The organism is Mesorhizobium sp. M0778 (assembly GCF_040320105.1).
Taxonomy (GTDB): domain Bacteria; phylum Pseudomonadota; class Alphaproteobacteria; order Rhizobiales; family Rhizobiaceae; genus Mesorhizobium.
In genome coordinates this window covers 58,135-83,299 of the sequence record NZ_JAMYPA010000008.1, presented here as the reverse complement: position 1 = coordinate 83,299, position 25,165 = coordinate 58,135, and the positions used below count along the sequence as shown (strand labels likewise).

General features: G+C 63.5%; 19 protein-coding genes. 1 reads left to right on the top strand and 18 read right to left on the bottom strand.

Annotation, left to right across the window (positions count from 1 at the left end; genetic code table 11):
• Positions 1–194: 194 nt before the first annotated feature.
• Positions 195–992 (top strand): class I SAM-dependent methyltransferase, encoded by a 798-nt coding sequence (locus tag NKI22_RS13625; protein WP_352639800.1) that lies wholly within the window; start codon positions 195–197, stop codon positions 990–992.
• Positions 993–1,008: 16 nt separating this feature from the next.
• On the opposite strand, the gene NKI22_RS13620 is transcribed toward NKI22_RS13625, so the two are convergent.
• From NKI22_RS13620 to NKI22_RS13535, 18 genes are all read right to left on the bottom strand, one after another.
• Complete coding sequence (locus tag NKI22_RS13620) at positions 1,009–1,701, bottom strand: DUF2461 domain-containing protein (RefSeq protein WP_352639777.1); 693 nt, start codon at positions 1,699–1,701, stop codon at positions 1,009–1,011.
• Positions 1,701–3,908, bottom strand: a complete 2,208-nt coding sequence (gene ligA, locus NKI22_RS13615; protein ID WP_352639778.1) for an NAD-dependent DNA ligase LigA — start codon at positions 3,906–3,908, stop codon at positions 1,701–1,703. Before ligA ends, NKI22_RS13620 begins: the two co-directional genes overlap by 1 nt.
• 229 nt (positions 3,909–4,137) lie before the next feature.
• Positions 4,138–5,811 (bottom strand): DNA repair protein RecN, encoded by a 1,674-nt coding sequence (gene recN, locus NKI22_RS13610; RefSeq protein ID WP_352639779.1) that lies wholly within the window; start codon positions 5,809–5,811, stop codon positions 4,138–4,140.
• Positions 5,812–5,824: 13 nt separating this feature from the next.
• Positions 5,825–6,694 carry an outer membrane protein assembly factor BamD gene (locus NKI22_RS13605; RefSeq protein ID WP_352958505.1) on the bottom strand — a complete coding sequence of 290 codons (870 nt, stop codon included), beginning with the start codon at positions 6,692–6,694 and terminating at the stop codon, positions 5,825–5,827.
• 204 nt (positions 6,695–6,898) lie between these two features.
• Complete coding sequence (lpxC, locus tag NKI22_RS13600; protein WP_352481535.1) at positions 6,899–7,846, bottom strand: UDP-3-O-acyl-N-acetylglucosamine deacetylase; 948 nt, start codon at positions 7,844–7,846, stop codon at positions 6,899–6,901.
• A 279-nt stretch (positions 7,847–8,125) separates the two neighbouring features.
• Entirely contained in the window at positions 8,126–9,796 is a 1,671-nt protein-coding gene (gene ftsZ / locus NKI22_RS13595; protein ID WP_352717182.1) for a cell division protein FtsZ, read from the bottom strand.
• Positions 9,797–9,863: 67 nt separating this feature from the next.
• Positions 9,864–11,171 carry a cell division protein FtsA gene (ftsA, locus tag NKI22_RS13590; RefSeq protein WP_023721196.1) on the bottom strand — a complete coding sequence of 436 codons (1,308 nt, stop codon included), beginning with the start codon at positions 11,169–11,171 and terminating at the stop codon, positions 9,864–9,866.
• A complete protein-coding gene (locus tag NKI22_RS13585; protein ID WP_023721197.1) occupies positions 11,168–12,109 on the bottom strand; it encodes a cell division protein FtsQ/DivIB in 942 nt (313 codons plus the stop codon). Before NKI22_RS13585 ends, ftsA begins: the two co-directional genes overlap by 4 nt.
• Positions 12,097–13,023 (bottom strand): D-alanine--D-alanine ligase, encoded by a 927-nt coding sequence (locus tag NKI22_RS13580; RefSeq protein ID WP_023721198.1) that lies wholly within the window; start codon positions 13,021–13,023, stop codon positions 12,097–12,099. The genes NKI22_RS13585 and NKI22_RS13580 overlap by 13 nt, the downstream gene beginning before the upstream one ends.
• Positions 13,024–13,337: 314 nt before the next feature.
• On the bottom strand, positions 13,338–14,303 hold the full coding sequence (gene murB, locus NKI22_RS13575) for a UDP-N-acetylmuramate dehydrogenase (protein ID WP_031194586.1): 966 nt from the start codon (positions 14,301–14,303) through the stop codon (positions 13,338–13,340).
• Positions 14,300–15,706: a UDP-N-acetylmuramate--L-alanine ligase gene (gene murC, locus NKI22_RS13570; RefSeq protein WP_023721200.1), complete on the bottom strand. Its 1,407-nt coding sequence runs from the start codon at positions 15,704–15,706 to the stop codon at positions 14,300–14,302. Before murC ends, murB begins: the two co-directional genes overlap by 4 nt.
• The gene (gene murG, locus NKI22_RS13565) at positions 15,706–16,830 is read right to left on the bottom strand and encodes an undecaprenyldiphospho-muramoylpentapeptide beta-N-acetylglucosaminyltransferase (protein WP_023721201.1); all 1,125 of its coding nucleotides are present in this window, start codon (positions 16,828–16,830) and stop codon (positions 15,706–15,708) included. Before murG ends, murC begins: the two co-directional genes overlap by 1 nt.
• A 1-nt stretch (position 16,831) precedes the next feature.
• A complete protein-coding gene (gene ftsW / locus NKI22_RS13560; protein WP_023721202.1) occupies positions 16,832–17,983 on the bottom strand; it encodes a putative lipid II flippase FtsW in 1,152 nt (383 codons plus the stop codon).
• Complete coding sequence (gene murD / locus NKI22_RS13555) at positions 17,983–19,383, bottom strand: UDP-N-acetylmuramoyl-L-alanine--D-glutamate ligase (RefSeq protein ID WP_023721203.1); 1,401 nt, start codon at positions 19,381–19,383, stop codon at positions 17,983–17,985. The genes ftsW and murD overlap by 1 nt, the downstream gene beginning before the upstream one ends.
• 8 nt (positions 19,384–19,391) lie before the next feature.
• Entirely contained in the window at positions 19,392–20,474 is a 1,083-nt protein-coding gene (gene mraY / locus NKI22_RS13550; protein ID WP_023721204.1) for a phospho-N-acetylmuramoyl-pentapeptide-transferase, read from the bottom strand.
• A 24-nt stretch (positions 20,475–20,498) separates the two neighbouring features.
• Positions 20,499–21,932 (bottom strand): UDP-N-acetylmuramoylalanyl-D-glutamyl-2,6-diaminopimelate--D-alanyl-D-alanine ligase, encoded by a 1,434-nt coding sequence (locus tag NKI22_RS13545; protein ID WP_023721205.1) that lies wholly within the window; start codon positions 21,930–21,932, stop codon positions 20,499–20,501.
• Positions 21,929–23,383, bottom strand: a complete 1,455-nt coding sequence (locus NKI22_RS13540; RefSeq protein ID WP_023721206.1) for a UDP-N-acetylmuramoyl-L-alanyl-D-glutamate--2,6-diaminopimelate ligase — start codon at positions 23,381–23,383, stop codon at positions 21,929–21,931. Before NKI22_RS13540 ends, NKI22_RS13545 begins: the two co-directional genes overlap by 4 nt.
• Positions 23,384–23,437: 54 nt before the next feature.
• Positions 23,438–25,165: a peptidoglycan D,D-transpeptidase FtsI family protein gene (locus NKI22_RS13535; RefSeq protein WP_352481539.1), complete on the bottom strand. Its 1,728-nt coding sequence runs from the start codon at positions 25,163–25,165 to the stop codon at positions 23,438–23,440.

The window sequence follows — 25,165 nt, the reverse complement described above, 5'->3', positions numbered from 1 at the left end:
TCACACCAATTCGATTGAGGCAAATGATCAGCGGAAGTGATGGCTGAGGCGGGCGGCAAGGCGCTCCAGTGCCCAGTGGATAAAAATCAGACGCTTGGCACCTGGGAGGGCATATCCGTTGGCGCCCATCGGTCCTTGCCAAAAGTGGCGGCCACAGACCCAAGGCCAGAGGTGGTTCCCCAGAGGTGGTTGCAATGAGCGAATTTTTCATCGATCCAAAATTCGGCCGCCTGGCCTTCGGCGCCGATCCCGGCAGCTATCACGCGACGCGGCCTGGCTATCCTGATTGGGTATTCGAAATTCTATGTGAACGGTGCCGTCTCGCCCCTGGCACGGCGACGTTCGAGATTGGCGCAGGTACAGGAACTGCTACGCGCCGCTTACTCGAACTGGGCGCGAGCCCGATGCTCGCCATCGAGCCGGATTCTCGCCTCGCGACTTTCCTTTGCGAGACTATTCAGGACAAGGCGCTCTCGGTGAGCGTCTCTGCGTTTGAGGATGCCGTCCTTGAGAAGGCCGGTTTTGATCTCGGCGTCAGCGCCACTGCCTTTCATTGGCTGGATGAGGACACCGCGCTGGTCAAGGTCGCCGAGCTGCTTCGGCCGGGCGGCTGGTGGGCAATGGTCTGGAATGTATTCGGCGACAACAGTCGCCCCGATCCCTTTCATGATGCGACGAAGGCACTGCTTGAAGGGCCTTCGAGCCCTTCGGCGGGCTCAAATGGTATTCCGTTCGCCCTTGATGCCGAGGCCCGCGCGGCGGCGCTGGAGCGAACCGGCGCGTTCGATTCCATCGAACATCGGACAAGTGTCTGGTCGCTCGTCCTCGATCCTGACCAGACGGTGGCCCTCTATGCCACTTTTTCCAACATCAACATCCGCAGCGACCGCGAAGCAATCCTGGCGGAGCTGGGTCGCATCGTCCGCGACGAGTTCCAAGGCTCCATAACCCGCAACATGACCACCAGCCTCTACACTGCGCGGCGCATTTGACTGTCTGATTTATCCGCTAGCGCGGCGAAGCCTTGCCTTCGATCGCCCTGCCCCAGTCGAGCAGCGGTTTTGCCCGCATGACGAAGTCGACGAGTTCGTCGACCAATCCAGCTCCATAAATATCCGCCGGCTCGACTGCGTGCCGGACGGCAAAATGCCGATTGCGGATCGCGGCAGCGAGATCAGGCTCGGCGATATGCTCGAAGCCGCGCGGCGTGCGCTTCATGCAGCCGTCCGGGTCGAGCTCGAGGCCGTTCTTCTTCAGCGCCGCGACGAGGGTGCGGAATTCAGCCGGCCGCTTCGCGATCGCGTTGCGCAGCGCCAGCAATAGCTCCGGTCCGGGCTGCCACCAGGCAACGGCGGCAAAGCAGCGATCGAGCCCGATATGGACGTAAAACACGCCCTGTTCCATCTTGGTGCCGTCAGGCGAAAGGATCGCCGACAAATGCCGGTTATAAGGCCGTTTGTCCTTGGCGAAACGCACATCGCGATTAATCCGGAACAGCGACTTCTTGCGGTCGCCGCGCAGGCCGAGCGCCGCGGCCGTGAAGCGCTCGGAGAGCGTTTCGACCAGATCGCCGAAGGGGTCGCGCAGATCCCGTTCGAAAAGGTCGCGGTTTTCCAAAAACCACTCCCGGCTCTGATGAAAATCCAGCGCCTTGAGGAAGGGAATGGCCTTTTGCCCAAAACCGTTGAACGCAGCCGCCATCACGCGCCCTTGCCGATCCGCTGCAACCAGGTGTCCTCGTCGATCACCTCGATGCCGAATTTGGTCGCGTCCTTCAGCTTGGAACCGGCGCCCGGCCCCGCTACCAGGAGATCGGTCTTCGCAGAAACCGAGCCGGCGACCTTCGCGCCGAGACGTTCGGCCATCGCCTTGGCCTCGGGGCGCGTCATCTTTTCCAGCGTGCCTGTAAACACGATTGTCTTGCCGGCGACCGCACTATCGGCTGAGACGTTCACGATGTATGGCTTCGGGTGGACCTGTGTGAGCAGCGCTTCAAGCACGGCGTCGTTGCGTTCATTGCCGAAGAAATCGCGAAGCGCACCTATCACCGTATCGCCGATGCCGTTGATCGAAGGAAAAACGGTGTGTGGATCGGCTGCCGCTGCTGTCTCCTTGCCAATGCGGATCAACTCCTCGATCGTCGAGAAGGTTCGGGCAAGCACAGCGGCCGTCGTTTCGCCGATATGGCGGATGCCCAGCGCAAAGATGAAGCGATCGAGTTCCGGTTCGCGGCGAGCGTCGATGGCAGCGAAGAGCTTGTCGAGGCCGTCGTAGTTGCGTTCCTCGACACTGCGTACATTCTTGCGCGTCTTGCCCGACGCGGCCTCACGCTGCCTGGCCTGCTCTTCCCGCCGCTCGGCCAGCGCCTTGGTAACGGCGGGACGACGATCCCTGAGCGTAAAGATATCGGCGGCTGTCTTGATCAACCCGGCGTTGAAGAACAGATCTATGTTTTCAGCGCCCAGGCCTTCGATATCCATGGCGCCGCGTGACACGAAATGGCGCAATCCTTCCACGGCCTGCGCAGGGCAGATCAGTTCGCCGGTGCAGCGGCGGCGGGAATCCTCCTTGCCGGTCTTCTCGTTGATCTCGCGCGTTGCGGGTGAGCCGCAGATCGGACATTTGTGCGGGAATTCGTAGGGCACGGCATCTGGCGGACGCTTATCGGCTACGACGCTGACGATCTGCGGAATGACGTCCCCTGCCCGCTGGATGACCACTGTGTCGCCGATACGCACGTCATAGCCGTCGCGGATCGGCTGGCCGTTGCTGTCCAGACCCTTGATGTAATCTTCGTTGTGAAGCGTGACGTTTTCGACCACTACGCCGCCGACCGTGACGGGTGCAAGCCGGGCAACGGGCGCCAGCGTACCGGTACGGCCCACCTGAATGTCGATCCTGAGCACGGTTGTCATCGCCTGTTCGGCCGGAAATTTGTGGGCGATGGCCCAGCGCGGTTCGCCAGTGACGAAACCCCATCTGCGCTGCAATTCCAGCTGATCGACCTTGTAGACGACGCCGTCGATGTCGTAGCCCAGTGATGAGCGCTGGGTCTCGATCAGGTGATAATGCGCGACCAGTTCCTCGACCGATCTTGCCCGGACCATCAGCGGGCTGACCTTGAATCCCCACTCCGCGAATTTTTGCACGGAATCGTATTGGGTCGGAGCCGGATCCTTTGTGGTAAAGCCCCAGGCGTAGGCAAAGAACTTGAGGTTGCGGCTGGCGGTAACGGACGGGTCTTTCTGACGGAGCGACCCGGCCGCGGTATTGCGCGGATTGACGTAGTCCTGGCCGCCGAGCGCCGCCGACCGCTGCTTCAACGCCTCGAATTCCGCGTAGGTCATATAGACCTCACCGCGTATTTCGATGACCTCGGGCCAGCCCGATCCATTCAAGGTCTTGGGAATGTCGGCGATGGTCCTCAGATTGGCGGTGATGTCCTCGCCAACGGCGCCGTCGCCGCGCGTTGCTCCCTGCACGAACACACCACCTTCATAACGCAGCGAAGCCGACAGCCCGTCGATCTTCGGCTCAGCTGTGAAGGCGATGTCCAGATCCTTGTCGCGATCAAAGAACCGCCGGCCACGTACAATGAAATCGGTGACGTCCTGGTCGGTATAGGCCTTGGCGAGGCTGAGCATCGGCACCGCATGACGCACCTTGGCAAAGCCTTCCGCCGGCGGTGCGCCGACCCTGCGTGAGGGCGAATCCTCGCGCACCAAAGCGGGGAAGCGCTGTTCGATGGCGAGGTTGCGCCGCGTCAGCGCGTCATATTCCGCGTCCGTGATTATCGGCGCGTCCTCGCCGTGGTAGCGCCGGTCGTGCTCGGCGATCTCCTGCGCCAACCGCTTCAACTCGCTTGCCGCCTCGCTTTCGCTGAGCGAATCGACTGGTTTTTCGTCCATACACTGCTCCCTCCACGGTGGCGCGACACAATAGAACAGGATTCTCTCATGAGGGAGAGATCAGACACGGAAATCATTCCTGAACAGCAGGATGGAGCCAGACCCTGACTCAGGTCACGAGCGCCGGAAACGAACTCGTCTAGAGCAATTCCAGGAAAAGTGTGAAACGGTTTTCCGTCCGGAATTGCGCAAAACAAAGAGGTAGAGCGGTTCGGCGTGATGAACCGCTCTACGCTGCCGCGATGTTCTCCCGCAGCAAGCGCTCGGCCGCCGCGCGCGCCTCGTCGGTGATGGTGGCGCCGGCGAGCATGCGCGCGATCTCCTCCTGCCGCGCCGCCCGGTCCATCTCGGCGATGCCGGTCGACACCCGGTCGGCCCCGCCTGACTTGGAGATCAGGAAATGCGTCGCGGCGCGCGCCGCCACTTGCGGCGCGTGCGTGACCGAAAGCACCTGCACGCGCTTTGCCAGCCGCGCCAGCCGCTGGCCGATGGCGTCGGCAACCGCGCCGCCTACCCCGGTGTCGATTTCGTCGAAGACCAGGGTCGGCGCCGAGCCGCGATCGGCCAGCGCCACCTTGAGTGCCAGCAGAAAGCGCGAAAGCTCGCCGCCGGAAGCGACCTTCATCATTGGGCCGGGCCGGGTGCCGGGGTTGGTGTGCACCCAGAACTCGACCTGGTCGATGCCTTCTTCCATGCGGCTCCCGGCATCGCTTGCGATCTCGACGATGAACTCAGCCCGTTCGAGCTTCAGCGCCGGCAGTTCGGCCATTACCGCCTTGGTCAGCCCTGCGGCCGCCGCATGGCGAAGCGACGACAGCTGGGCCGCCGTAATGTCATAGGCCTGACGCGCAGCTGCAGCCTGTCTCTCCAGCGCATGCAGGCGCTCTTCGCCAGCGTCGAGATCGGTAAGGTCGGCCGCCATGGTGTCGCGCAGTTGCGCCAGATCGTCGACAGCGACGCTGTGCTTGCGCGAGGCGGCACGCAGCGCAAACAGCCGCTCCTCGGCCTTCTCCAGCCGCTGCGGATCATATTCAGTGGCGCGAAGTGCTGCTTCCACGCCCGACTGCGCCGCGTCGAGCGACAGCATCGCCTCGTCGAGCGATTTGACGACCTCTTCAAGCAAGCCGGGCGCTTCCGTCACCTTGCGCTGCAGCCGCCTGAGCAGGCTGGCCAACTGCGGCAAGGGTGAGGACGGGCCCGAGAGCACATCCTGCGCATCGTGGATTTCCGAGGCGATCTTTTCGGCACGCATCATCGAGGCGCGCAGGTCGGCGAGCTCGGTCTCTTCACCCGGTTGCGGATCGAGCCTGGTCAATTCGGCGACCGCCGCACGCAGATAATCGGCCTCGCGGGAAGCCGCCTCGACTTTGGCCCGGTGCCGTGAAAATTCCTGCTCGCAGGCGCGCCAGTGCCGCCACGCCTCGCCTGTTGCACGCGCGGCGCCCAGATGACCGCCGAAGCTGTCCAGCAATTCCCGATGCGCACCGGGATCGACCAAAGCGCGCTCGTCGTGCTGGCCGTGGATCTCGACCAGCGCATGGCCGACGTCGCGCATCAGCGTCACGCTGGACGGCTGGTCGTTGACGAAAACGCGCGTGCGGCCGTCCGCCGTCTGGACGCGGCGCAGGATGATGTCGCCGTCGTCCTCGATGGCGTTCTCGGCGAGCAGCATACGGGCCGGGTGGTTGCGCGGCACGTCGAACACAGCGATGATCTGGCCTTGTGCCGCGCCATGCCGCACCAGCGAGGCGTCGCCGCGGGCGCCAAGCGCCAGCGACAAGGCGTCGAGCAGGATGGACTTTCCGGCGCCGGTTTCGCCGGTCAGCACCGAAAGGCCGGACGAGAAGTCGATGTCCAGCTTCTCGATCAGAACGATATCGCGGATCGACAGCCTGGAGAGCATGGTGACGCGCCGCTCAGGCGCCGGTGATCAGCTTCCCGGCCTTGGAGATCCACGATCCGGCATTCTCGCGCGGCTCGAGCCCACCACTCTGCAGGAGCTTATAGGAGTCCTTGTACCACTGGCTGTCGGGATAGTTGGTGCCGAGCACGGCCGCGGCGGTCTGCGCTTCCGACGTCAGCCCCATCGCGTAGTAGCTCTCGGTCAGACGCGCCAGCGCCTCCTCGACATGGCGTGTGTTGGAATAGTTCTCCACCACGTTGCGGAATCGTTTGACGGCTGCGATGTACTCGCGGCGCTCGAGATAATAGCGGCCGATCTGCATCTCTTTGCCGGCGAGCTGATCGTTGGCGAAGCGGATCTTCTCCTTGGCGTCGTCGGCATATTCGGACGTGGGCCAGCGCGTCACCAGGTCCTGCATCGTCTGCACGGTAAGACGCGCTTCCTTCTGGTCCTGGGTGACGTCCTTGATCTGGCGGTAGTAGCTCAGCCCGATAATATATTGGGCATAGGCTGCATCGTCGGTCGACGGGTAAAGGGTCAGGTAGCGCTTGGCCGAACCAATCGCCTCGTCGTAATTGCCCTGACGGTGGTCGGCAAAGGCGCCCATCACCATCGATTTGCGGGCGAATTCCGAATACGGATGCTGGCGGTCGACGGCATCGAATTTGCGGCTTGCCTCCTGCAGGCGCCCGGCATTCAGATTGGCGAGACCCTGATTATAGAGCACGTCGGCCGGCTCGGTCTGATCGACATAGGTCGATAGATCGACGTCCTTCTCGGACGACATGCAGGCCGACAGAAACAGCGATGGAACGACGACCGAAAGCGCCAGGAAAACAGCCCGCCGCGGCGCCTTCGATTGACCAACTCGCTTGAAAAACATGATTGGATTCCGCCCTTTCGGCGTCATTTCAGTCGACGGCAGCAGCCATAAACCATAACCGCCTTGCCCGGCAACGCTATCCCCGGCCAATCGCACATTTTTGTGGCGGTTTGGCGCCACCTGGAAAGCTGTGCGATTTGGCCGGCCAGTGATGCATCCTTGCAACACAGCTGATCGCAATAAGAGCCGCAAAAACGTTAAGAATCAGATCATCCAGGGCGCAAAGAGGGGGGCATTGACGGCGCTCATCTCAGCGGCACGGCCGCGCTCGCGGCGCGTCGTCTCGACGATCTCGAAAGCCGAACGGTCGGACAAGAGACGGCGCAGCGCCGCGGCGTTCAGCCTGTGGCCACCACGATAGGAGCGGAAGCAGCCGATAAACCGGGCACCGGCGAGCGCCAGGTCGCCCATTGCATCCATCGTCTTGTGCCGCGCGAACTCGTTGGGATAGCGCAGGCCTCCCATGTTGATCACGCGGTTGTCATCGCCGATCACCAGCGAGTTCTCCAGCGAGGAGCCGAGCGCGTAGCCAGCTGCCCATAGCCGCTCGACGTCCTTCATGAACCCGAAAGTGCGGGCCCGCGCGACGTCGCGGCGGAAAATGTCGGCATTCATATCAGATGCGAAAAGCTGGCGGCCGATCGCCGGGCTTTCGAAATCGATCTCGATCTCGAAGCGCGTGCCATCATAGGGCCTGAACTCCGCCCAGCAGGCGCCGTTCTCGATGCGAACCGGCTTGACCACCCTGATGTAGCGACGCTTGACCGGCAGCGTTTCGATGCCTGCCTGGTCCATGGCCTCGATGAACATGACCGCGCTGCCGTCGAGGATAGGCACCTCACGGCCGTCGATTTCAATGACGAGATTGTCGATCCCAAGCCCAAAGAGCGTCGCCATCAGATGCTCGACCGTGGCAATGTGCTCGCCTTGCGGATCGCCAAGCATGGTGCAGAGGTCGGTGGCACCGACCTCGGAAACGAGCGCGCGAAATTCGTGGCTTCCGCTTGCATTCGAAAGCTGGAAGACGATACCCGTATCGGCATCTGCCGGCAGGAAATGGACGGTGACCGGATTGCCGCTATGGACGCCGATACCAGTCAGCGTCGCACGCGATTTAAGTGTCGTCTGATAGTCGTGCAAAACAATCCCCATAGCCCGTACTGCCTAGGTCCGCTTCATCTGCCCTAAGGGCGCGGCTCTTGATTGATCGGCAGGCAGGGCCACTTCCCCGAGACTCCCAGCAAACCGACTTTGGTCGGTGGCGAAGATAATGGTCCCACAGGGAGACTCCAAATCACGGTTTCTTACTCTTTGTAACTGCGGTCCAGCGCGGGATTGCCCCATAAGTCCTTGTTTTAAAATCGCTTTTAATATTAACAGGCGAACAGTTTCCTGCTCGCCTGTTAACAACTGTTACGAACCGTCAACAGATCAATTGGCCTGCCGGCGCAGGAAGGCGGGAATCTCCAGCTGATCGTCTTCCTGGACAGCCCGGCTCTGCGGCGTCAGTCGGCCCTGCTCGTCCAGCTGGCCGCGGCGCGGCGCGTAAAGCTGCGGATCCTGGCTGGCTAGGCGGCGCACTTCCGCCGGCGCCTGGCGCAGTTTCGGTTCGCGCGGCTGCGCCGGCTGCAGCCGTGCAGGTTCCTCTTCGCGGCGGGTTAGGCCGTTGGTCAGGCGCTTGAGCAAGCCCATCGGGCCGCTGTTCTCGTGGTCGGCCGGGCGGGCCTTGGCTTCCACTTCAGCCTTCACCTGCGGCGGGAAATCCTCTACCCGCGGCATGCGCTGGGGTGCCGCGGCAATCGGCTGCGGCATTTCACGATGCGGAGCCGGCTGCATCGCTTGCTGAACCACTGGCTGCATCATCGGCTGCGGCTGAGCGGGAGGCGCCTGGAAGATCTTGCTCTGCGGACGGAAGTCTTCCGAATGCGCGACCGGTGCCGGGCGGGCCTGCGCCATCGCTGCCGCATTCGCCTCGGCGAGCTGAATGGCCTCGGCGACCGGATCGGCAGCACGTGGTTCATAGATCGGCTGCTGGACAGGCGCCGGGCGCATTTCCGTGACCTGAGTCGCCGGGCGGCTGACCGGCTTCGGCGGAGCCGTGCGGATGGCGATCGGCGCTGCAGCGATTTCGGCCGCCGATTTGTCGATGCCGGTGGCGACCACCGACACGCGGATAACGCCTTCGAGTTCCTCATCGAAGGTGGCGCCCAGAATGATGTTGGCGTCCTGGTCGACCTCTTCGCGAATGCGGGTTGCGGCCTCGTCGACTTCGAACAGTGTCAGGTCGCGGCCGCCGGTGATCGAGATCAGCAGGCCCTTGGCGCCCTTCATCGAGGTCTCGTCGAGCAGCGGGTTGGCGATGGCGGCTTCCGCGGCGGCCATTGCGCGGCCCTCGCCCGAAGCCTCGCCGGTTCCCATCATCGCCTTGCCCATTTCGCGCATGACCGAGCGGACGTCGGCGAAGTCGAGATTGATCAGGCCTTCCTTGACCATCAGGTCGGTGATGCAGGCGACACCCGAATAGAGCACCTGGTCGGCCATGGCGAAGGCGTCGGCGAAGGTCGTCTTGTCATTGGCCAGCCGGAACAGGTTCTGGTTGGGAATGACGATCAGCGTATCGACACATTTCTGCAGTTCCTCGATACCCATGTCGGCCGTCTTCATGCGGCGCTGGCCTTCGAAGTGGAACGGCTTGGTGACGACGCCGACGGTAAGGATGCCCTTTTCGCGGGCAGCGCGCGCGACCACGGGCGCCGCCCCGGTGCCGGTGCCGCCGCCCATGCCGGCGGTGACGAAGCACATATGCGTGTTCGAGAGATGATCGATGATCTCGTCGATGCACTCTTCCGCCGCCGCGCGCCCGACTTCAGGCTGCGATCCGGCGCCGAGACCCTCGGTGACATGCGCACCGAGCTGGATCAGCCGCTCGGCCTTCGACATCGTCAGTGCCTGCGCGTCGGTGTTGGCCACCACGAACTCGACGCCGCGCAAGCCGGCGGTGATCATGTTGTTGACGGCATTGCCGCCGCCGCCGCCGACACCAAACACGGTGATGCGCGGCTTGAGCTCGGTGATGTCCGGCTTCTGCAGATTGATGGTCATTGTCTTCGTCCTTTGCCTTTCCCGCCGCTTCGCCGCCGCGGCCGCCTATGGGGCTGTCCCCGTCAAATTAAAAACTGTCTCTCAACCACTGACTCATTCGATGCAGTTTTCCGCCTGTTCCGGTCATCCGAAGACCGGAAATTCCCTTCGCCGGGCGGCTCTCGAAGCTCGCCATCTGCGGGTAGATCAGAAGTCCGACCGGGGTCGAGAAAGCCGGCCCCTTGGCCGCCTCGGGCAGGCCTGCCACGCCGAGCGGGCGGCCAATACGTACATTGCGGCCGAGAATGCGGCGTGCTGCTTCGGGCAGGCCGGCAAGCTGGCTGGCGCCGCCGGTCAGCACCACACGCTTGCCGACGGCATTGCCGTAGCCGGACTTGTTCAGCCGGTCGCGCAGCAGTTCCAGCGTCTCGTCGATGCGGGCGCGGATGATGCGCGTCATCACCGAGCGCGGGATCTGCAACGGCACCTCGCCGTCCTCGCCGATCGGATGGATCGAGACCAGGTCGCGGTCGTCGGCGCTTCCTGGCAGCGCCGAGCCATGCATCACTTTCAGCCTTTCAGCGGCATCGAGCGAGGTCGATAGGCCCTTGGCCATATCCAGCGTGACGTGGTTGCCGCCAATCGCGATGGCGTCGCCGTGGACGAACTTGCCTTCCGAAAATACCGAGATCGTCGTCGTGCCGCCGCCCATGTCGATGCAGGCCGCGCCCATTTCGAGCTCGTCGTCGACCAGGGCGGCTAGCCCGCTGGCATAGGGTGTCGCCACCATGCGCTCGACCGAGAGATGCGAGCGGTTGATGCAGAGCTCCAGATTGCGCAGAGGCGCCGCGTCGCCTGTCAGCACGTGCATGTCGACGCCAAGCTGGTCGCCAACCATGCCGCGCGGATCGCGCACACCGCGCTCGGCATCCAGCGAAAAGGCCACGGGAAGCGAATGGATCACCTCGCGCTCAGCCCGCAGCGCCTGCTTGGCGCCGGCGGCAAGCACGCGTTTGATGTCGGCCTCGTCTGCTTCATGACCGCCGAGATTGATGGTGGCCGAAAAAGCCTCGCTCTTCAGCCGGCCGGCGGTCATGTTGACGATCAGCGAATCGACCGTCAGTCCCGCCATGCGTTCGGCGGCGTCGACGGCAAGACGGATGGCGTGCTCGGCACGGTCGAGATCGATGACGACGCCCGATTTCACGCCTTGCGATTTCTGGTGGCCGATGCCGATCACCTGGATGCGATGCGAGCGTCCGCGCAGCAGCTTGCCATCGTCGCGCGGCTTGAGCTTGGCCACCACGCAGCAGACCTTGCTGGAACCGACATCCAGCACCGTCAGGATGCCGGACCGGCGCGACGAGGCATCGCTGTTGCCGCCAAGCCAGCTCATATCTTCGTCTCCGGCTTGCGCTTCAGCATCTTGGGCTTTTCGTTAAGCGCAGCCTCGCGCTGCGTCGCCGCTTCCGGCGTCAACTGGACGACCAGACGGTCGGAAAGGCGCATGTCGACGGCTGCGATGTCGCGCGTCAAAAGCCCGTTCTCGTGGTCCATCCTGACCAGGTCGGCAATCGCCTGGTCCTCACCGTCTTCGGGAAGCTTGACGGTGATGCCATTCTCAAGCTTGAGATCCCAGCGCCGTTCGCCGATGCGGATATAGCCTTTGATCCGCGCGGCAAGCTCCGGATAATTCTTGATCCTGGCCAGGAAATCCGGCGCCTTGGCCGGTGCGCCGGTGCCGATGATCAGCGGCAGCAATATCTGCTTGCCGCCGGAGAACGGCGCGATCACGGTGCCGGATTTCTCGATGACCGAAAGCGCGCTCCCTTGCTGCCACAGCGCGAACGGCTCGCGCTCCTCGACGCGCACTTCCAGCGTATGCGGGTAGACTTTGCGCACTGCCGCGGCTTCGACCCAGGGCAGCGTGGTGATGCGTTCGCGCGCAGCTTCGGCATCGAAGCCGATCAGCGAGGTCCAGCCGTCGAGTTCCAGCCTGTCGAGAATATCGATCTCGGAGGTTTCGCGGTTGCCGACGACCTTGACCTGGTCGACGGCAAAACCGGTGCGGGCGGTGACACTCTGGACGATGGCGTCGGCATGCCCGCCGAGATAGGCGCCATAGGCGCTGCTCGAAATAAGCAGTGCCGCCGACAGGATGGCAGCGCAATAGGGCGGCGCTTCGAAATCGCCCTCGCCGAGGCGCGCCAGCACACGCACCGGCCGGCGGAGCAGGCGTGGCAGCACGAAATGGTCGAACGACAACGGCATGCCGAACAGCACCGGCCCGGCCGCGCCCTTCCCCTTGCCCTGTCCCCACTTCAACGCAGACACGAAGCGTCCTCCACCATCCAACTCAACAAATCGCCGAACGAGTGTCCCGCTTGCGCGGCGATTTCCGGCACCAAAGACGTCGGCGTCATACCCGGCTGGGTGTTGACCTCGAGCCAGACAATTTCACCGTTTTCGGAGTGACGATCGTCATAACGGAAGTCCGACCGGGAAACGCCCCGACAGCCGATAGCTTGGTGAGCCTTGAGCGTCAGTGTCTGTATTTTTTGGTAAATATTCGGTGAAAGTTTTGCCGGGCATTCGTGTTTTGATCCGCCCGCGACGTATTTTGAATCATAGTCGTAGAAGGAATGGCCGGTCGGGATGATCTCGCAGACACCGAGCGCCACATCGCCCATCACCGCGCACGTCAATTCTCGCCCGTGCACATAACGCTCGACCATCACCGTATCGCCATATCTCCACTCGGACGAGCCGATGATCTGCGGTGGATGCGACTGGCCTTCATGCACGATGACGACGCCGAAGCTCGATCCTTCGTTGACCGGCTTGACCACATAGGGCGGCTTCATCGGGTGCTTGTTCTGGATGGCGAAGCGATTGGCCACCTTCGATTCCGCTACCGGAATGCCGGCCGCCTTGGCGACCTTCTTGGCCTGTTCCTTGTTCATCGCGAGCGCCGAGGCAAGCACGCCGGAATGGGTGTACGGAATGGCCAGATACTCGAGGATGCCCTGGATGGTGCCGTCCTCGCCGAAGGGGCCGTGCAGCGCGTTGAAGACGACGTCGGGCTTGAGCTCGACGAGCACCGAGCTGATGTCGCGCGAGACGTCGACCCGGGTGACCTGGTAGCCCTCCCCCTCGAGTGTATCGGCGCAGGCTTTGCCCGACGACAGGGACACGGGCCGCTCGGACGAGAATCCCCCCAGAAGGACGGCCACGTGCTTGCTTGTCATTCCCCGTCATTTCCTCTCACAGCAGGCCTGCACCATCGTGCATGGCCCGAAAAGCATCGCGCGCACTCAAATACGCCGAGCAGCTTTGCTCCCGTGTTTCCGCAACATTGAGTCCGAGTCTCCCGGCAGGTTGCCCCCCAGACGGAAACGCGAGTAACGCGTCGAAACGACTCAAATCAGGAAACGCTTCAGGGCAGAGAATCAGAGAGTTGATTCGCTGGCAAGTGCTTACGATTCCGATGGATTCACTTTCCGCAAAAACGGCAGCAAAATGTGAATTCATGAGGTCCGGAGGCAACGGTCTTCGGCTTGCGCTAAAGCAGCTGCCCGAGAAATTCCTGGACGGCATGGCCCGGCCGAAAATTGCCGATGCGCTTGATCTCCCACTGCAGCCGGATGCCCGATCTTTCGAGCACGCGCGCACGCACCGTCTCACCGAGATATTCAAGCTCGTAGCCTGTGGCGGTCCCGGTGTTGATCATGAAGTTGCAATGCATCGGCGACATCTGTGCCCCGCCGACCATCAGGCCGCGGCAGCCGGCCTTGTCGATTTCCTTCCAGGCCGAGGTGCCCTCGGGATTCTTGAAGGTCGAGCCACCGGTCTTTTCGCGGATCGGCTGCACGGTCTCGCGATGGTTCTGGACAGCATCCATCGCGGCCTTGATCGCCGCCTTGTCCTCCGGAACGCCTTCGAACAGCGCCGACGTGAAGATCAGCCCGGACGGCGCAGCTGAATGGCGATAGGCATAGCCCATGTCGGCGTTGCTCAGCACATGCACATTGCCCTTGCGGTCGAGCGCCCGCACCTCGACCACGCGCTCGCGCGTCTCGACACCGTTGGCGCCGGCGTTCATCCTCAGCGCTCCGCCGATGGCGCCGGGAATGCCGTGGTAGAAATGAAAGCCGCCGATGCCGGCCTCGTAGGCAACGGCCGCAACGCGCTTGTCGGGTGTCGCGGCCCCCGCCTTGATCGTGGTCGGCGCTATCACTTCGGTCTCGCCAAAGCCTTTGGCCGAAAGCCGGATGACGAAGCCCGCAATGCCGCCGTCACGGACAAGCAGGTTTGAGCCGACGCCGACGATGGTCAGCGGTATTTCCTCGGGCACCGCCTTCAGGAACGCGGCAAGATCGTCCTCGTCGGCCGGCTGGAACAATGCCTCCGCGAGCCCGCCGGCTCGAAACCAGGTGATCTTGTCCATCTCGGCATTGGGCGTGATGCGGCCGCGCAATCCGGCAAGCCGGTCGCCAAGCTTGTCGATCAACGCCTGGCCGCGCATCATGAGATAGTCCCGCCGAGTTCTTTGGGCAGCGCATAGGCCCATTGGGTGATGTTGCCAGCGCCGAGGAAGACGACGAAATCGCCCGGCTTCGCCACCTCGCGCACGATCGGCGCAATCGCCGCCGGACCTTCGATGTAGCGTGCGTCGCGATGGCCGCCGGAGCGGATGCGCGACACCAGTGCGTCGGACGTAACGCCGTCGATCGGTTCCTCGCCGGCCGCATAGACGGGCGCCACCATTACCGTATCGGCGTCGTTGAAGCAGACGGAAAACTCGTCGAACAGATCGCGCAGCCGAGTGAAGCGATGCGGTTGGGTAACGGCGATGATGCGGCCCTTGGTGGCGCTGCGCGCCGCCTTCAGTACCGCCGTGATCTCGACCGGATGATGACCGTAATCGTCGAACACATCGACACCGTTCCACGAACCGGTATGGGTGAAACGCCGCTTGACGCCGGCGAAGGACGACAGGCCCTTCTTGATCGCCTCGGCCGAAAGGCCGAGCTCATGCGCGACGGCAATCGCCGCCGTCGCATTGGAAACGTTGTGGCGTCCGGGCATCGGCAGCCGCAGACCGGCAATCGTTATCTGGCCGTGCGTCTTGCGGTCGCGGATCACCACGTCGAATTCCGAGGTTGGGCCGTCCATGCGGTGATTGGTGAAGCGCACGTCGGCCTGCGCATTTTCGCCATAGGTGATGACGCGCCGGTCCTCGATGCGGCCGACCAGCGCCTGCACCTCGGGATGGTCGGTGCACATCACGCCAAAGCCGTAGAACGGCACGTTCTCGACGAACTGGCGAAACGCCTCGCGCACTTTGTCGAAGGAGCCGTAATGGTCGAGATGTTCGGGGTCGATATTGGTGACGACGGCAATCTCGGCCGGCAGCTTGAGGAAGGTGCCGTCGCTCTCGTCGGCCTCGACCACCATCCATTCGCCGTCGCCCATGCGGGCGTTGGTGCCATAGGCATTGATGATGCCGCCATTGATCACCGTCGGGTCGAGCCCGCCGGCATCGAGTAGCGTCGCCACCATCGAAGTCGTCGTTGTCTTGCCGTGCGTGCCGCCGATCGCGACCGCCTGCCGGAAGCGCATCAGCTCGGCTAGCATTTCGGCGCGCCGCACGATCGGCAGCAACTTCTCTCTCGCCGCCTTCAGCTCCGGGTTGGATTTCTTGATTGCGGTGGAGACGACGACCACTTCGGCCTCGCCGAGGTTCTCGGCCTGGTGGCCGACGAAGCATTCGATGCCCTTGTCGCGCAGCCGCTGCACATTGGCGCTGTCGGCCTGATCGGATCCCTGCACCTTGTAGCCGAGATTGTGCAGCACCTCGGCGATGCCGCTCATGCCGATGCCGCCAATGCCGATGAAATGCACGAGGCCGATCGTCTGTGGCATCTTCATCAATGCGTCTCCTTCCTGAATTCCGAAACGGATTTCCTGGACGCAATAGCCTCTGTCAGATCGGCGAGCAACCGCGCGGCATCCGGTTTACCGGACGATTTCGCCGCCGCAGCCATTGTCGCCGCCCTGCCTGGATCATCCATTAGCCCGCCGACAAGCGCAGCGATCCGCTCCGCCGAAAGCGTGGATTGCGGATGCACCTCGGCGCCACCCGCTGCGGCAAGGGCGGCCGCATTCGCCGCCTGGTCGTGGTCGAGCGCGTGCGGATAAGGGACCAGCAGCGCCGGCCTGCCGATCACCGCGATTTCCGATACGGTCGACGCGCCGGAGCGCGACATCACCAGATGCGCCGCCGCGAGCCGCGCCGCCATGTCGGTGAAGAAGGGCGACACCTCGGCCTCGATGCCAAGCGCGGCATAGGCGGCTTCCACCCGCGCCACATCGTCGGCGCGGGCCTGCTGCGTGATCGCCAGTCGCCTACGCTGTGCATCGGAAAACCGGGCGATCGCCGCCGGCACCGCATCGGAAAAGAACTGCGCGCCCTGGCTGCCGCCAAACACCAGAAACCGGAACGGCTCTTCGCCGGCCGATGCAGCATAGGGTGTATTCGCTGCTTCCAACACTTGCGGCCTGACCGGATTGCCGGTGGTCACCGTCTTGGCGCCAGTGGCACTGATGTCTTCCGGCAGGAACCCGCCGGCAACGGCGTCGACGCGGCCGGCGAGCGCCCGATTGGCGCGGCCCATCACCGCATTCTGCTCGTGGATCAGCGTCGGCACCTTGCGCCGGGTCGCCGCGTAAAGCGGCGGCAGTGTCGGATAGCCGCCGAAGCCGACCACTATGGCGGGCTTGATGCTGGCGATGACGGCCGACGCCTGCCGCACCCCGCGCCAGATTTTCCAAAACGCGGCGAGCATGGCAAAAGGATTCTTCGAGCCCATCGTCGCCGACTGGATCGGATGGATGGCGGTCGCCGGGAACTGCCCGGCAAAGCGCTCGGCGCGGTCGTCGGTGGCCAGATGTACCGCCCAGCCGCGCGCCTTGAGCTCATGTGCCAGCGCCTCGGCCGGGAACAGATGTCCGCCCGTTCCGCCAGCAGCTAGAAGGATGACCCCCTTCGCCATCTCACTCCGCCGGCATCGCACGCGGCGACGGCATGAAGCCCAGCTGCTTGCGCTTTTCCGGGCGCTTGCGCGTCAGCGCCAGCACCATGCCCATCGAGATGGCGATCGCGATCTGGGAGGAACCGCCATAGGAGATGAACGGCAGCGTCATGCCCTTGGCCGGCATCAGTTGCAGATTGACGGCCATGTTGATGACCGACTGCAGGCCGAAGACGGTGACCAGGCCGCCAACCGCGTAGCGCGTGAAATCGTCCTGCTCCTTGAGTGCCGTGTTGAGGCCGCGCAGCACGATGAAGCCGAAGATGGACATGATGAAGAAACACATGATCAGCCCGAATTCCTCGCCAGCGACCGAGAAGACGAAATCGGCATGGCTGTCGGGGATGACCCGCTTGACGGTGCCCTCGCCCGGCCCGACGCCGAACCAGCCGCCATTGATCAGCGCCTCGCGGCCCATGTCGACCTGGAACGTGTCGCCCTCGCCGGTCATGAAGCGGTCGATGCGGCCGGCAACGTGCGGGAACACCGCATAGGCGGCGAACACGCCGCCGACGCCGGCAGCACCCAGCGCGACGATCCACAGCCACGGCAGCCCGGCCATGAAGAACATCACCCCCCAGGTGCCGAGCACCAGCATGGTCTGCCCCAGGTCAGGCTGCGCCACTAGCAGCGAGATGACCAGCGCAAGCAGCAACATGGCGAACAGATTGCCCGGAATGTCGGGCTGGCGCTTGTGCTCGGCGAACAGCCAGGCGCAGATGATGACGAAGCCCGGTTTCAGGAACTCGGACGGCTGTATCGACAGGCCGGCAAGCGATACCCAGCGCCGCGCGCCTTTCACCTCGACGCCGATATAGAGCACCGCCACCATCAAAAACAGCGTGATGCACAGCATGACCAGCGCCATGCGCCGGATCTGCCTGGATTCAAGGAACGAGACGGCAAGCATCACTCCAAGTGCCGGAATGGTGAAGATGATCTGGCGTGTGGCGAAGTGGAAACTGTCTAGTCCGATGCGTTCGGCCACCGCCGGGCTTGCGGCGAAGGACAAAACGATGCCGAGGCCCATCAGCGACAGGAACGCCGCCAGGAACCAGCGATCGATCGTCCACCACCAGGTCGCCACGGGGCTTTTGTCGAGACGGCTTTGCATTATCGTGTCCCTCCGATGGGCTTCACGCCATCAATGGCGGTTGCGGCTTGCCTGAACGCCTCACCGCGGACTTCGAAATTCTTGAACTGGTCGAAACTGGCGCAGGCCGGCGACAGCAGCACCACCGCCTCGCCGCTACTATCCTTGGCCGCATCGCGGGCGGCGTGTTCGACCGCCGCAGCCAACGTGCCTGATATCTCGTAGGGCACCGCTTCGCCCAGCGTCGCCGAAAAGGCCGGTGCGGCTTCGCCGATCAGATAGGCCTTGGCGATACGCGGGAAGAAGCCGCGCAACGGCTCGATGCCACCCTCTTTCGGCAGACCTCCGGCAATCCAGTAGATACGCGCAAAGCTCGACAGCGCCGGTGCCGCGGCATCGGCATTGGTCGCCTTGGAATCGTTGACGAACAGCACATGCCCTTTGCGGCCGACCTGCTCCATGCGGTGCGCCAGCCCCGGGAAACTCTCCAGTCCGGATTGGATCTCGCCGAGCTCGAGCCCGACCTTGAGGCAGGCGGCGGCGGCGGCCAGCGCATTCTGCGCGTTGTGCTGGCCGCGCAACGAGCCGATGCCTTCGAGAAAGGCGACCCGGCTGTAGCGGCCGTGCACGGCTTCCATCAGGTTGGTGCCTTCGGCGAAATAGCCGTCGGTCAGCGGCAGGCGCTTGGAGATGCGAATGATCTGCCGGCCCGCTCGCTCCAGCCGGTCGGCGATCTGGGCGCACCAGGAATCGTCGACACCGATGATTGCCGTCTCGCTGCCGGCCACCAGCCGCTCCTTGATCGAGGCGTAGTGTTGCATCGTGCCATGGCGATCGAGATGGTCCGGCGTCAGGTTGAGCAGGATGCCGGCCGTCGGATTGATCGAAGGGGCAAGATCGATCTGATAGGACGAGCACTCAACCACATAGTGCCGCTCGGGCTGCGGCGGATCGAGCGTCATCACCGCGCGGCCGATATTGCCGCCCATCTGCGTGTCGCGCCCGGCCGATTTGAGGATGTGCGCCGTCAATGCCGTGGTCGTCGACTTGCCGTTGGTGCCGGTGATGGCGATGAAGGCTGCTGCCGGCGCCCGCGCCGTCCGCTCGCGGCAGAAAAGCTCGATATCGCCGATGATCTCCACGCCTGAGCCCCGCGCGAGCTCGACGGTCCAGTGTGGCTTGGGATGCGTCAGCGGCACGCCGGGCGACAGCACGAAGGCGGAAAACCTCGCCCAGTCCGCGCCGCGCAGGTCTGCGGTGGCGATGCCGACCGCGCCGGCCTTGGCAACGCTGTCGGGATTGTCGTCCCAGGCGAGGACGTCCGCGCCGCCCTCGATCAGCGCGCGCGCCGTGGCAATCCCCGAGCCGCCGAGCCCGAAGAGCGAAACGCGCTTGCCTGAAAAGGATGCGGCGGGGATCAAGCGGCCTCCTATCTGAGCTTCAGGGTCGACAGCCCGACCAGCGCCAGAATGACGGCGATAATCCAGAAGCGGATCACCACCTGGCTTTCGGTCCAGCCGAGCTTTTCGAAATGATGGTGGATCGGCGCCATCAGAAAGACGCGCTTGCCGGTCATCTTGAAATAGCCGACCTGGATGATGACCGAGAATATCTCGACGACGAACAGGCCGCCGACGATGACCAGCACGATCTCGTGCTTGGTCGCCACCGCGACCGTGCCGATCAGCCCACCCAGCGCCAGCGAGCCGGTATCGCCCATGAAGATTGCCGCCGGCGGCGCATTGAACCACAGGAAACCGAGACCGGCACCGATCACCGCTCCGAGGACCACGGCAAGCTCACCGGTGCCGGGAACGAAATGGATCTGCAGATATTCAGCGAACACCGCATTGCCGGAGAGATAGGCGATGACGCCGAAGGACGCCGCCGCGATCATGATCGGCACGATCGCCAGCCCGTCGAGGCCGTCGGTCAGGTTCACCGCATTGCCGGCGCCGACGATGACGAAGCACGAGAACGGGATGAAAAACCAGCCGAGATTGACGAGAAACTCCTTGGCGAAAGGGAATGTCAACGATGACGAGAACGGCACCTGGCCGTTATGCATGATCACCCAGGCGGCGATGCCGGCAATGACGAATTCGAGCCCGAGCCGCGCCTTGCCGGAAAAGCCGAGATGCGATTGCTTCGTCACCTTGAGATAATCGTCGTAGAAGCCGATCGAGCCGAACCCCAGCGTCACCAGCAGCACCACCCAGACGTAGATGCTCGACAGGTTCGCCCACAGCAGCGACGAACCGACGATGCCGGACAGGATCATCAGTCCGCCCATTGTCGGCGTTCCCGCCTTCTTGAAATGCGTCTGCGGCCCGTCGGCGCGGATCGGCTGGCCCTTGCCTTGCCGCAGCCTCAGCGAATTGATGATGGTCGGTCCGAAGATGAACACGATCAGCGCCGCTGTGATCAGCGCTCCGCCGGTGCGGAAAGTTATGTAGCGGAAGACGTTGAAGACCGAGATCTTGTCCGCAAATTCGACGAGCAGTGTTAGCATGCGCTTGCGTCCCCCGGACCGATCCTAGGTCTGTCTGCTGGTTGTGGCTTCCGCCGGAAACTTGCCGAGCAACGCCTCGACCAGCTTTGAAAAGCCTATGCCCTTCGACGATTTGATCATGACCACGTCGCCGGGCTTCAATTCCGACAGAAGCACCGGTTTCAGATCTTCCGCGCCGGCGCGGTATTCCGTCTTGATCTCGCCCGGCAGCACGTCGGCCAGCGCCCGCATTTCCGGGCCGCCGAGGAAAACCGTGCGCGTATCGGTGCCGACGATCAGGTCGGCAAGCGCGGCATGCAATTTCGCCGAATGGCTGCCGAGCTCGAGCATGTCGCCAAGCACGGCAATGCGCCTGCCCTCGCCCGACACCGGTGTGGTGTTGAGCAGTGCCATTGCAGCGGTCATCGACGCCGGATTGGCGTTGTAGCTCTCGTCGATCAGTGTGATCGGCCCCTTGGGATGGCGCAACACATAGCGTTTGCCGCGTCCGCGTTCGGGCGAAAGATCGGCCAGCGCCTGCGCAACCCTGGTGACGTCGGCGCCGACCAGATGCGCGGCACCCAGCACGGCCAGCACATTCTGCACCATATGGCGGCCCGGCGCGCCGATCCTGGCGACAATCTCGTGTCCGCCAATCTTGGCGGCTATCACGGAGTGATCGGCATTGAGCTCGCATTTGATCAGTTTGAAGGTCGCCCGTGCATTCTCGCCGAACCCGTAGACATGCTCGACGCCCGCTTCTTTCGCCATCTTCTCCAGCAGCTTCCAGCGCTGGTCGTCGCGGTTGAGAAGGGCGGCGCCACCGGGCTCCAGTCCCTCGAAAACCTCTGCCTTGGCCTTGGCGATCTCGTCCAGGTTGCGGAAGAAGCCGAGATGAGCGGCCGCGATCAGCGTAATGATGGCGACATGCGGCCGGACCATTTTGACGAGGGGCCGGATCTCGTCCGGATGGTTCATGCCGATCTCGAAGACGGCATAGTCGCAATCCTGCGGCATGCGCGCCAGTGTCAGCGGCACGCCCCAGTGATTGTTGAACGACTGAGCCGATGCATGCACCGTACCGACCGCGGACAGAGCGTGGCGCAGTGCTTCCTTGGTGGTGGTTTTGCCCGCCGAACCGGTCACGGCAATCACCCTCGCCTTCGAGCGTGCGCGCGCCGCAACGCCGAGCTTTTCCAGCGCGACGAGCACGTCCTCCACGACGATCATCGGTGCCGTCAGCCGCCCCAGCGACGGCAGCTTGCCCTCGGCGACGACAAGCACGCCGGCGCCCGCCTTGATGGCGGCGGTGACGAAATCATGGCCGTCCATCACCTCGCCCTTGATGGCGAAGAAGGCGTCTCCCGGCTGCAGGCTGCGGCTGTCGATGGAAATGCCGGCGATGCCTTCAGGCATCGGACCGAGCGGCCGGCCATCCATGGCGGCAACCAGCGCCTCGGAGGTCCACAGATAGCTCACGCCGCTTGCTCCCTGAGCGCCGAGCGAACTTCCTCATGATCGGAAAAATGCAGCGTCTCGGTGCCGATGGTCTGGCCTTCCTCATGGCCCTTGCCGGCCACGATCAGCGTGTCGCCAGCGTGAAGCATCCCGACTGCCTCGTGGATGGCCTTGCGCCGGTCGCCGATCTCGATGGCGCCAGGTGCGGCCTCCAGGATCGCGGCGCGGATCGTCTCGGGAACTTCCGAGCGGGGATTGTCGTCGGTGACGATGACGACATCGGCCAGCCTTGTGGCGATCTCGCCCATGATCGGCCGCTTGCCCCGGTCACGGTCGCCGCCGCAACCGAATACGACGATGACGCGGCCGGTGGTAAAGGGACGCACCGAAGCCAGCACGTTTTCCAGCGCGTCCGGCTTGTGCGCGTAGTCGACATAGACCGGTGCGCCATTGGCGGCCGTCCCAACGAGGTCGAGCCGCCCCGGCGCACCCTTCAATTTCTCTAGCGCCATCAACGCCTTGGCAACAGATGTTCCAGTCGAAATGGCGAGGCCCGCCGACACCAGCGCATTGGCGATCTGGAAGTCGCCCGCCAACGGCAGGTCGACTTCATGGAGAACGCCGTCAACTTCGACCTCGGCGCGTTGGCGGTGGCGCTCGTGCTCGACCCGCTTCAGCCGCAGGAAATCGCCGTGGCGGCCGACCGTCAGCACGTTCAGTCCCGCTGCCCGCGCCGCCTTGATTGTCGGCTCCGACCACGGGTCGTCGGCAAAGATGACGGCCGGCGCGCCCTTCGGCAGCAGCGCATCGAACAGACGCAATTTGGCGCGATGATAGTCCTCGACCGTCGGATGATAGTCCATATGGTCGCGGCCGAGATTGGTGAAGCCGCCGGCCGCAAGCCTGACGCCATCGAGCCGGCGCTGGTCGAGGCCATGGCTGGACGCTTCCATCGAGGCGTGGGTGACGCCGGCCTCCGCCAACTCCTTGAGCAGCCTGTGCAGTGCCACCGGATCCGGCGTGGTCAGCGAGCCATATTCATTGCGGCCCGGCGCCACCACGCCGGTCGTGCCGATCGAAGCGGCGACCAAACCCGCCTGCTCCCATATCTGTCGGGTGAATGCGGCGACGGAGGTCTTGCCGCTGGTGCCGGTCACCGCGACCATGGTTTGCGGTTGCTTGCCGAAAATACGGGCAGCACTCAGCGCCAGCGCAAGGCGCGGATCGTCTACGACAAGAACCGGAACTGGCAGCCCGGCGACCGCACTGCCCTTGCCGACAACAATCGCGGCAGCGCCGCGGCTCGCGGCATCGGCGGCATAGGCTGCGCCATCCGCCTTGGAGCCGGTGAGCGCGAAAAAGACAACACCCGGTGTTACCTGGCGGGAGTCCGACGAAATCCCTGTAACCTCCATGTCGAAGGAAGCTGTCCCCTCGACAGGCAGGATACCGGCTAGATTTTTCAGCTTCATCGAACCCCGTTCATCGCAACAAAATAGCGCGCAGTTGCCGGCGCGCCCCAAGAATCACTGATAGGAAACCAGCGTTGCACCATTTTCATGGCTGAAATCTGGCTTCACGCCAAGCATGGAAGCCGCACGTCGGATGATGTTTGCAGCCATGATGCCCGCATTCGAGGCAGCCGTGGCACCCATGCCGGGCTTTTCCGGCTTCGGTTCGTCGGCGATCGTAAGCACTATGTATTGCGGATCGTCCATTGGGAAAGCCGCAACGAAAGCGTTGAAATTCTTTTCCTTCGAGTAGCGGCCGTTGACGACCTTCTCCGCCGTTCCCGTCTTGCCGCCCACCCGGTATCCTGGCACCCGGGCATTGCGGCCGGATCCCTTTTCGGCATTGAGGGCATAGAGATAGCGCATGCCCTCGACGGTCTTGTCGCTGACCACTTTCTTGGCCACCGCCATCGCCTGCTCCTGGGTGCGCGGCAGGAAGGTCGGGTCCATCAGATAGCCGCCATTCATCAGCGCGGCGCAGCCGACCGCCGTCTGCAGCGGGGTCGTCGACACGCCGTGGCCGAAGGCGATGGTAATCGAATTGACCTGCTTCCAGACCTTGGGCTCGGTCGGCCGGGCGACTTCCGGCAGTTCGGTCTGCATCTTCTCGAGGATTCCCAGGCGATGCAGGAATTCGCGGTGTCCGTCAATGCCAACCGCTTCGGCTTCCTTGGCAGAGCCGATATTGGATGAGTAGATGAACACTTCCGGCACCGACAGCACCCGGCCCTTGCCATGGAAATCATGGATGGTCTGATGGCCGATCCTGATCGGGCGCGATGCGTCGAAGCGGCTTTGCAGCGTTATCTTGCCGGAATCGAGCGCCATGGCGGTGGTGAAGCTCTTGAAGGTCGACCCCATTTCGTACAGGCCGGCGGACATACGGTTGAGCCGGTCCTTGTCCTGCGCGTTATAGGGGTTGTTCGGATCGAAATCTGGAACCGACGCCATCGCCAGCACCTCACCGGTCTTGACGTTGAGCACGACGGCACCCGCCGCGATCGCATGGTACTTTTCCATGCCGGTGGCGACCTCGTCACGTACGATATGCTGGACGCGCAGATCGATCGAGAGCTGGACCGGCTTCAAATCCTTGGCCACCGCCAGGCCCGACGCCTGAAGATCGCTCAAGCCCTGTTCGTCGATGTATTTCTCCATGCCGGAGATGCCCTGATTGTCGATGTTGGTGAGGCCGACAATGTAGGACGAGGTTTCGCCGGCCGGATAGAACCGGCGCTTTTCGGTGCGGAAGCCGAAGCCGGGGATGCCGAGCTGCATGATATCGGCCTGCTGCTTCGGCGTCAGTTGCCGCTGCAGCCAGACGAAGCCGGCGCCGCTCTTCAGCTTGTTGTATGTCTGCTCGTAGTCGATCTCGGGAAGCACCGTCGACAGCTTTTCGATCGCCTCGTCGGCATCGACGATGCGGCGCGGTTCGGCAAACAGCGACGCCGTCTTGATGTCGGTCGCCAGCACTTCGCCGTTACGGTCGACGATGTCGGGCCGCGATGCCGTCACCCGGCTCTGCGGCCCGCCCGACAGGTCGGGGTTCTGGAAACCCAGATAGACCAGCCGCCCGGCAATGGTCGAATAGATACCGAAGAACACCGCCATCGTCATGACAATGCGGGTCCTGCCCTTGCCACCGGTTGCCTTGCGGGCACCTTCGACCACGATCGATCCGCCCGCGCCGGGCTTCGAACCGCGCTTCAGCAGCCTGCCAACCTGTGGAAATCTGGCGGCCAT

What these genes read in the sequence shown, in the direction of transcription:
- NKI22_RS13580 (WP_023721198.1), bottom strand. Translation starts at nt 13,023, where the DNA reads ATGACAAGCAAGCACGTGGCCGTCCTTCTGGGGGGATTCTCGTCCGAG.
- murB (WP_031194586.1), bottom strand. Translation starts at nt 14,303, where the DNA reads ATGATGCGCGGCCAGGCGTTGATCGACAAGCTTGGCGACCGGCTTGCC.
- murC (WP_023721200.1), bottom strand. Translation starts at nt 15,706, where the DNA reads ATGAAGATGCCACAGACGATCGGCCTCGTGCATTTCATCGGCATTGGC.
- ftsZ (WP_352717182.1), bottom strand. Translation starts at nt 9,796, where the DNA reads ATGACCATCAATCTGCAGAAGCCGGACATCACCGAGCTCAAGCCGCGC.
- NKI22_RS13540 (WP_023721206.1), bottom strand. Translation starts at nt 23,383, where the DNA reads ATGAAGCTGAAAAATCTAGCCGGTATCCTGCCTGTCGAGGGGACAGCT.
- ftsA (WP_023721196.1), bottom strand. Translation starts at nt 11,171, where the DNA reads ATGAGCTGGCTTGGCGGCAACAGCGATGCCTCGTCGCGCCGGTCCGGC.
- ligA (WP_352639778.1), bottom strand. Translation starts at nt 3,908, where the DNA reads ATGGACGAAAAACCAGTCGATTCGCTCAGCGAAAGCGAGGCGGCAAGC.
- mraY (WP_023721204.1), bottom strand. Translation starts at nt 20,474, where the DNA reads ATGCTAACACTGCTCGTCGAATTTGCGGACAAGATCTCGGTCTTCAAC.
- NKI22_RS13620 (WP_352639777.1), bottom strand. Translation starts at nt 1,701, where the DNA reads ATGGCGGCTGCGTTCAACGGTTTTGGGCAAAAGGCCATTCCCTTCCTC.
- NKI22_RS13535 (WP_352481539.1), bottom strand. Translation starts at nt 25,165, where the DNA reads ATGGCCGCCAGATTTCCACAGGTTGGCAGGCTGCTGAAGCGCGGTTCG.
- lpxC (WP_352481535.1), bottom strand. Translation starts at nt 7,846, where the DNA reads ATGGGGATTGTTTTGCACGACTATCAGACGACACTTAAATCGCGTGCG.
- NKI22_RS13605 (WP_352958505.1), bottom strand. Translation starts at nt 6,694, where the DNA reads ATGTTTTTCAAGCGAGTTGGTCAATCGAAGGCGCCGCGGCGGGCTGTT.
- murG (WP_023721201.1), bottom strand. Translation starts at nt 16,830, where the DNA reads ATGGCGAAGGGGGTCATCCTTCTAGCTGCTGGCGGAACGGGCGGACAT.
- NKI22_RS13625 (WP_352639800.1), top strand. Translation starts at nt 195, where the DNA reads ATGAGCGAATTTTTCATCGATCCAAAATTCGGCCGCCTGGCCTTCGGC.
- recN (WP_352639779.1), bottom strand. Translation starts at nt 5,811, where the DNA reads ATGCTCTCCAGGCTGTCGATCCGCGATATCGTTCTGATCGAGAAGCTG.
- ftsW (WP_023721202.1), bottom strand. Translation starts at nt 17,983, where the DNA reads ATGCAAAGCCGTCTCGACAAAAGCCCCGTGGCGACCTGGTGGTGGACG.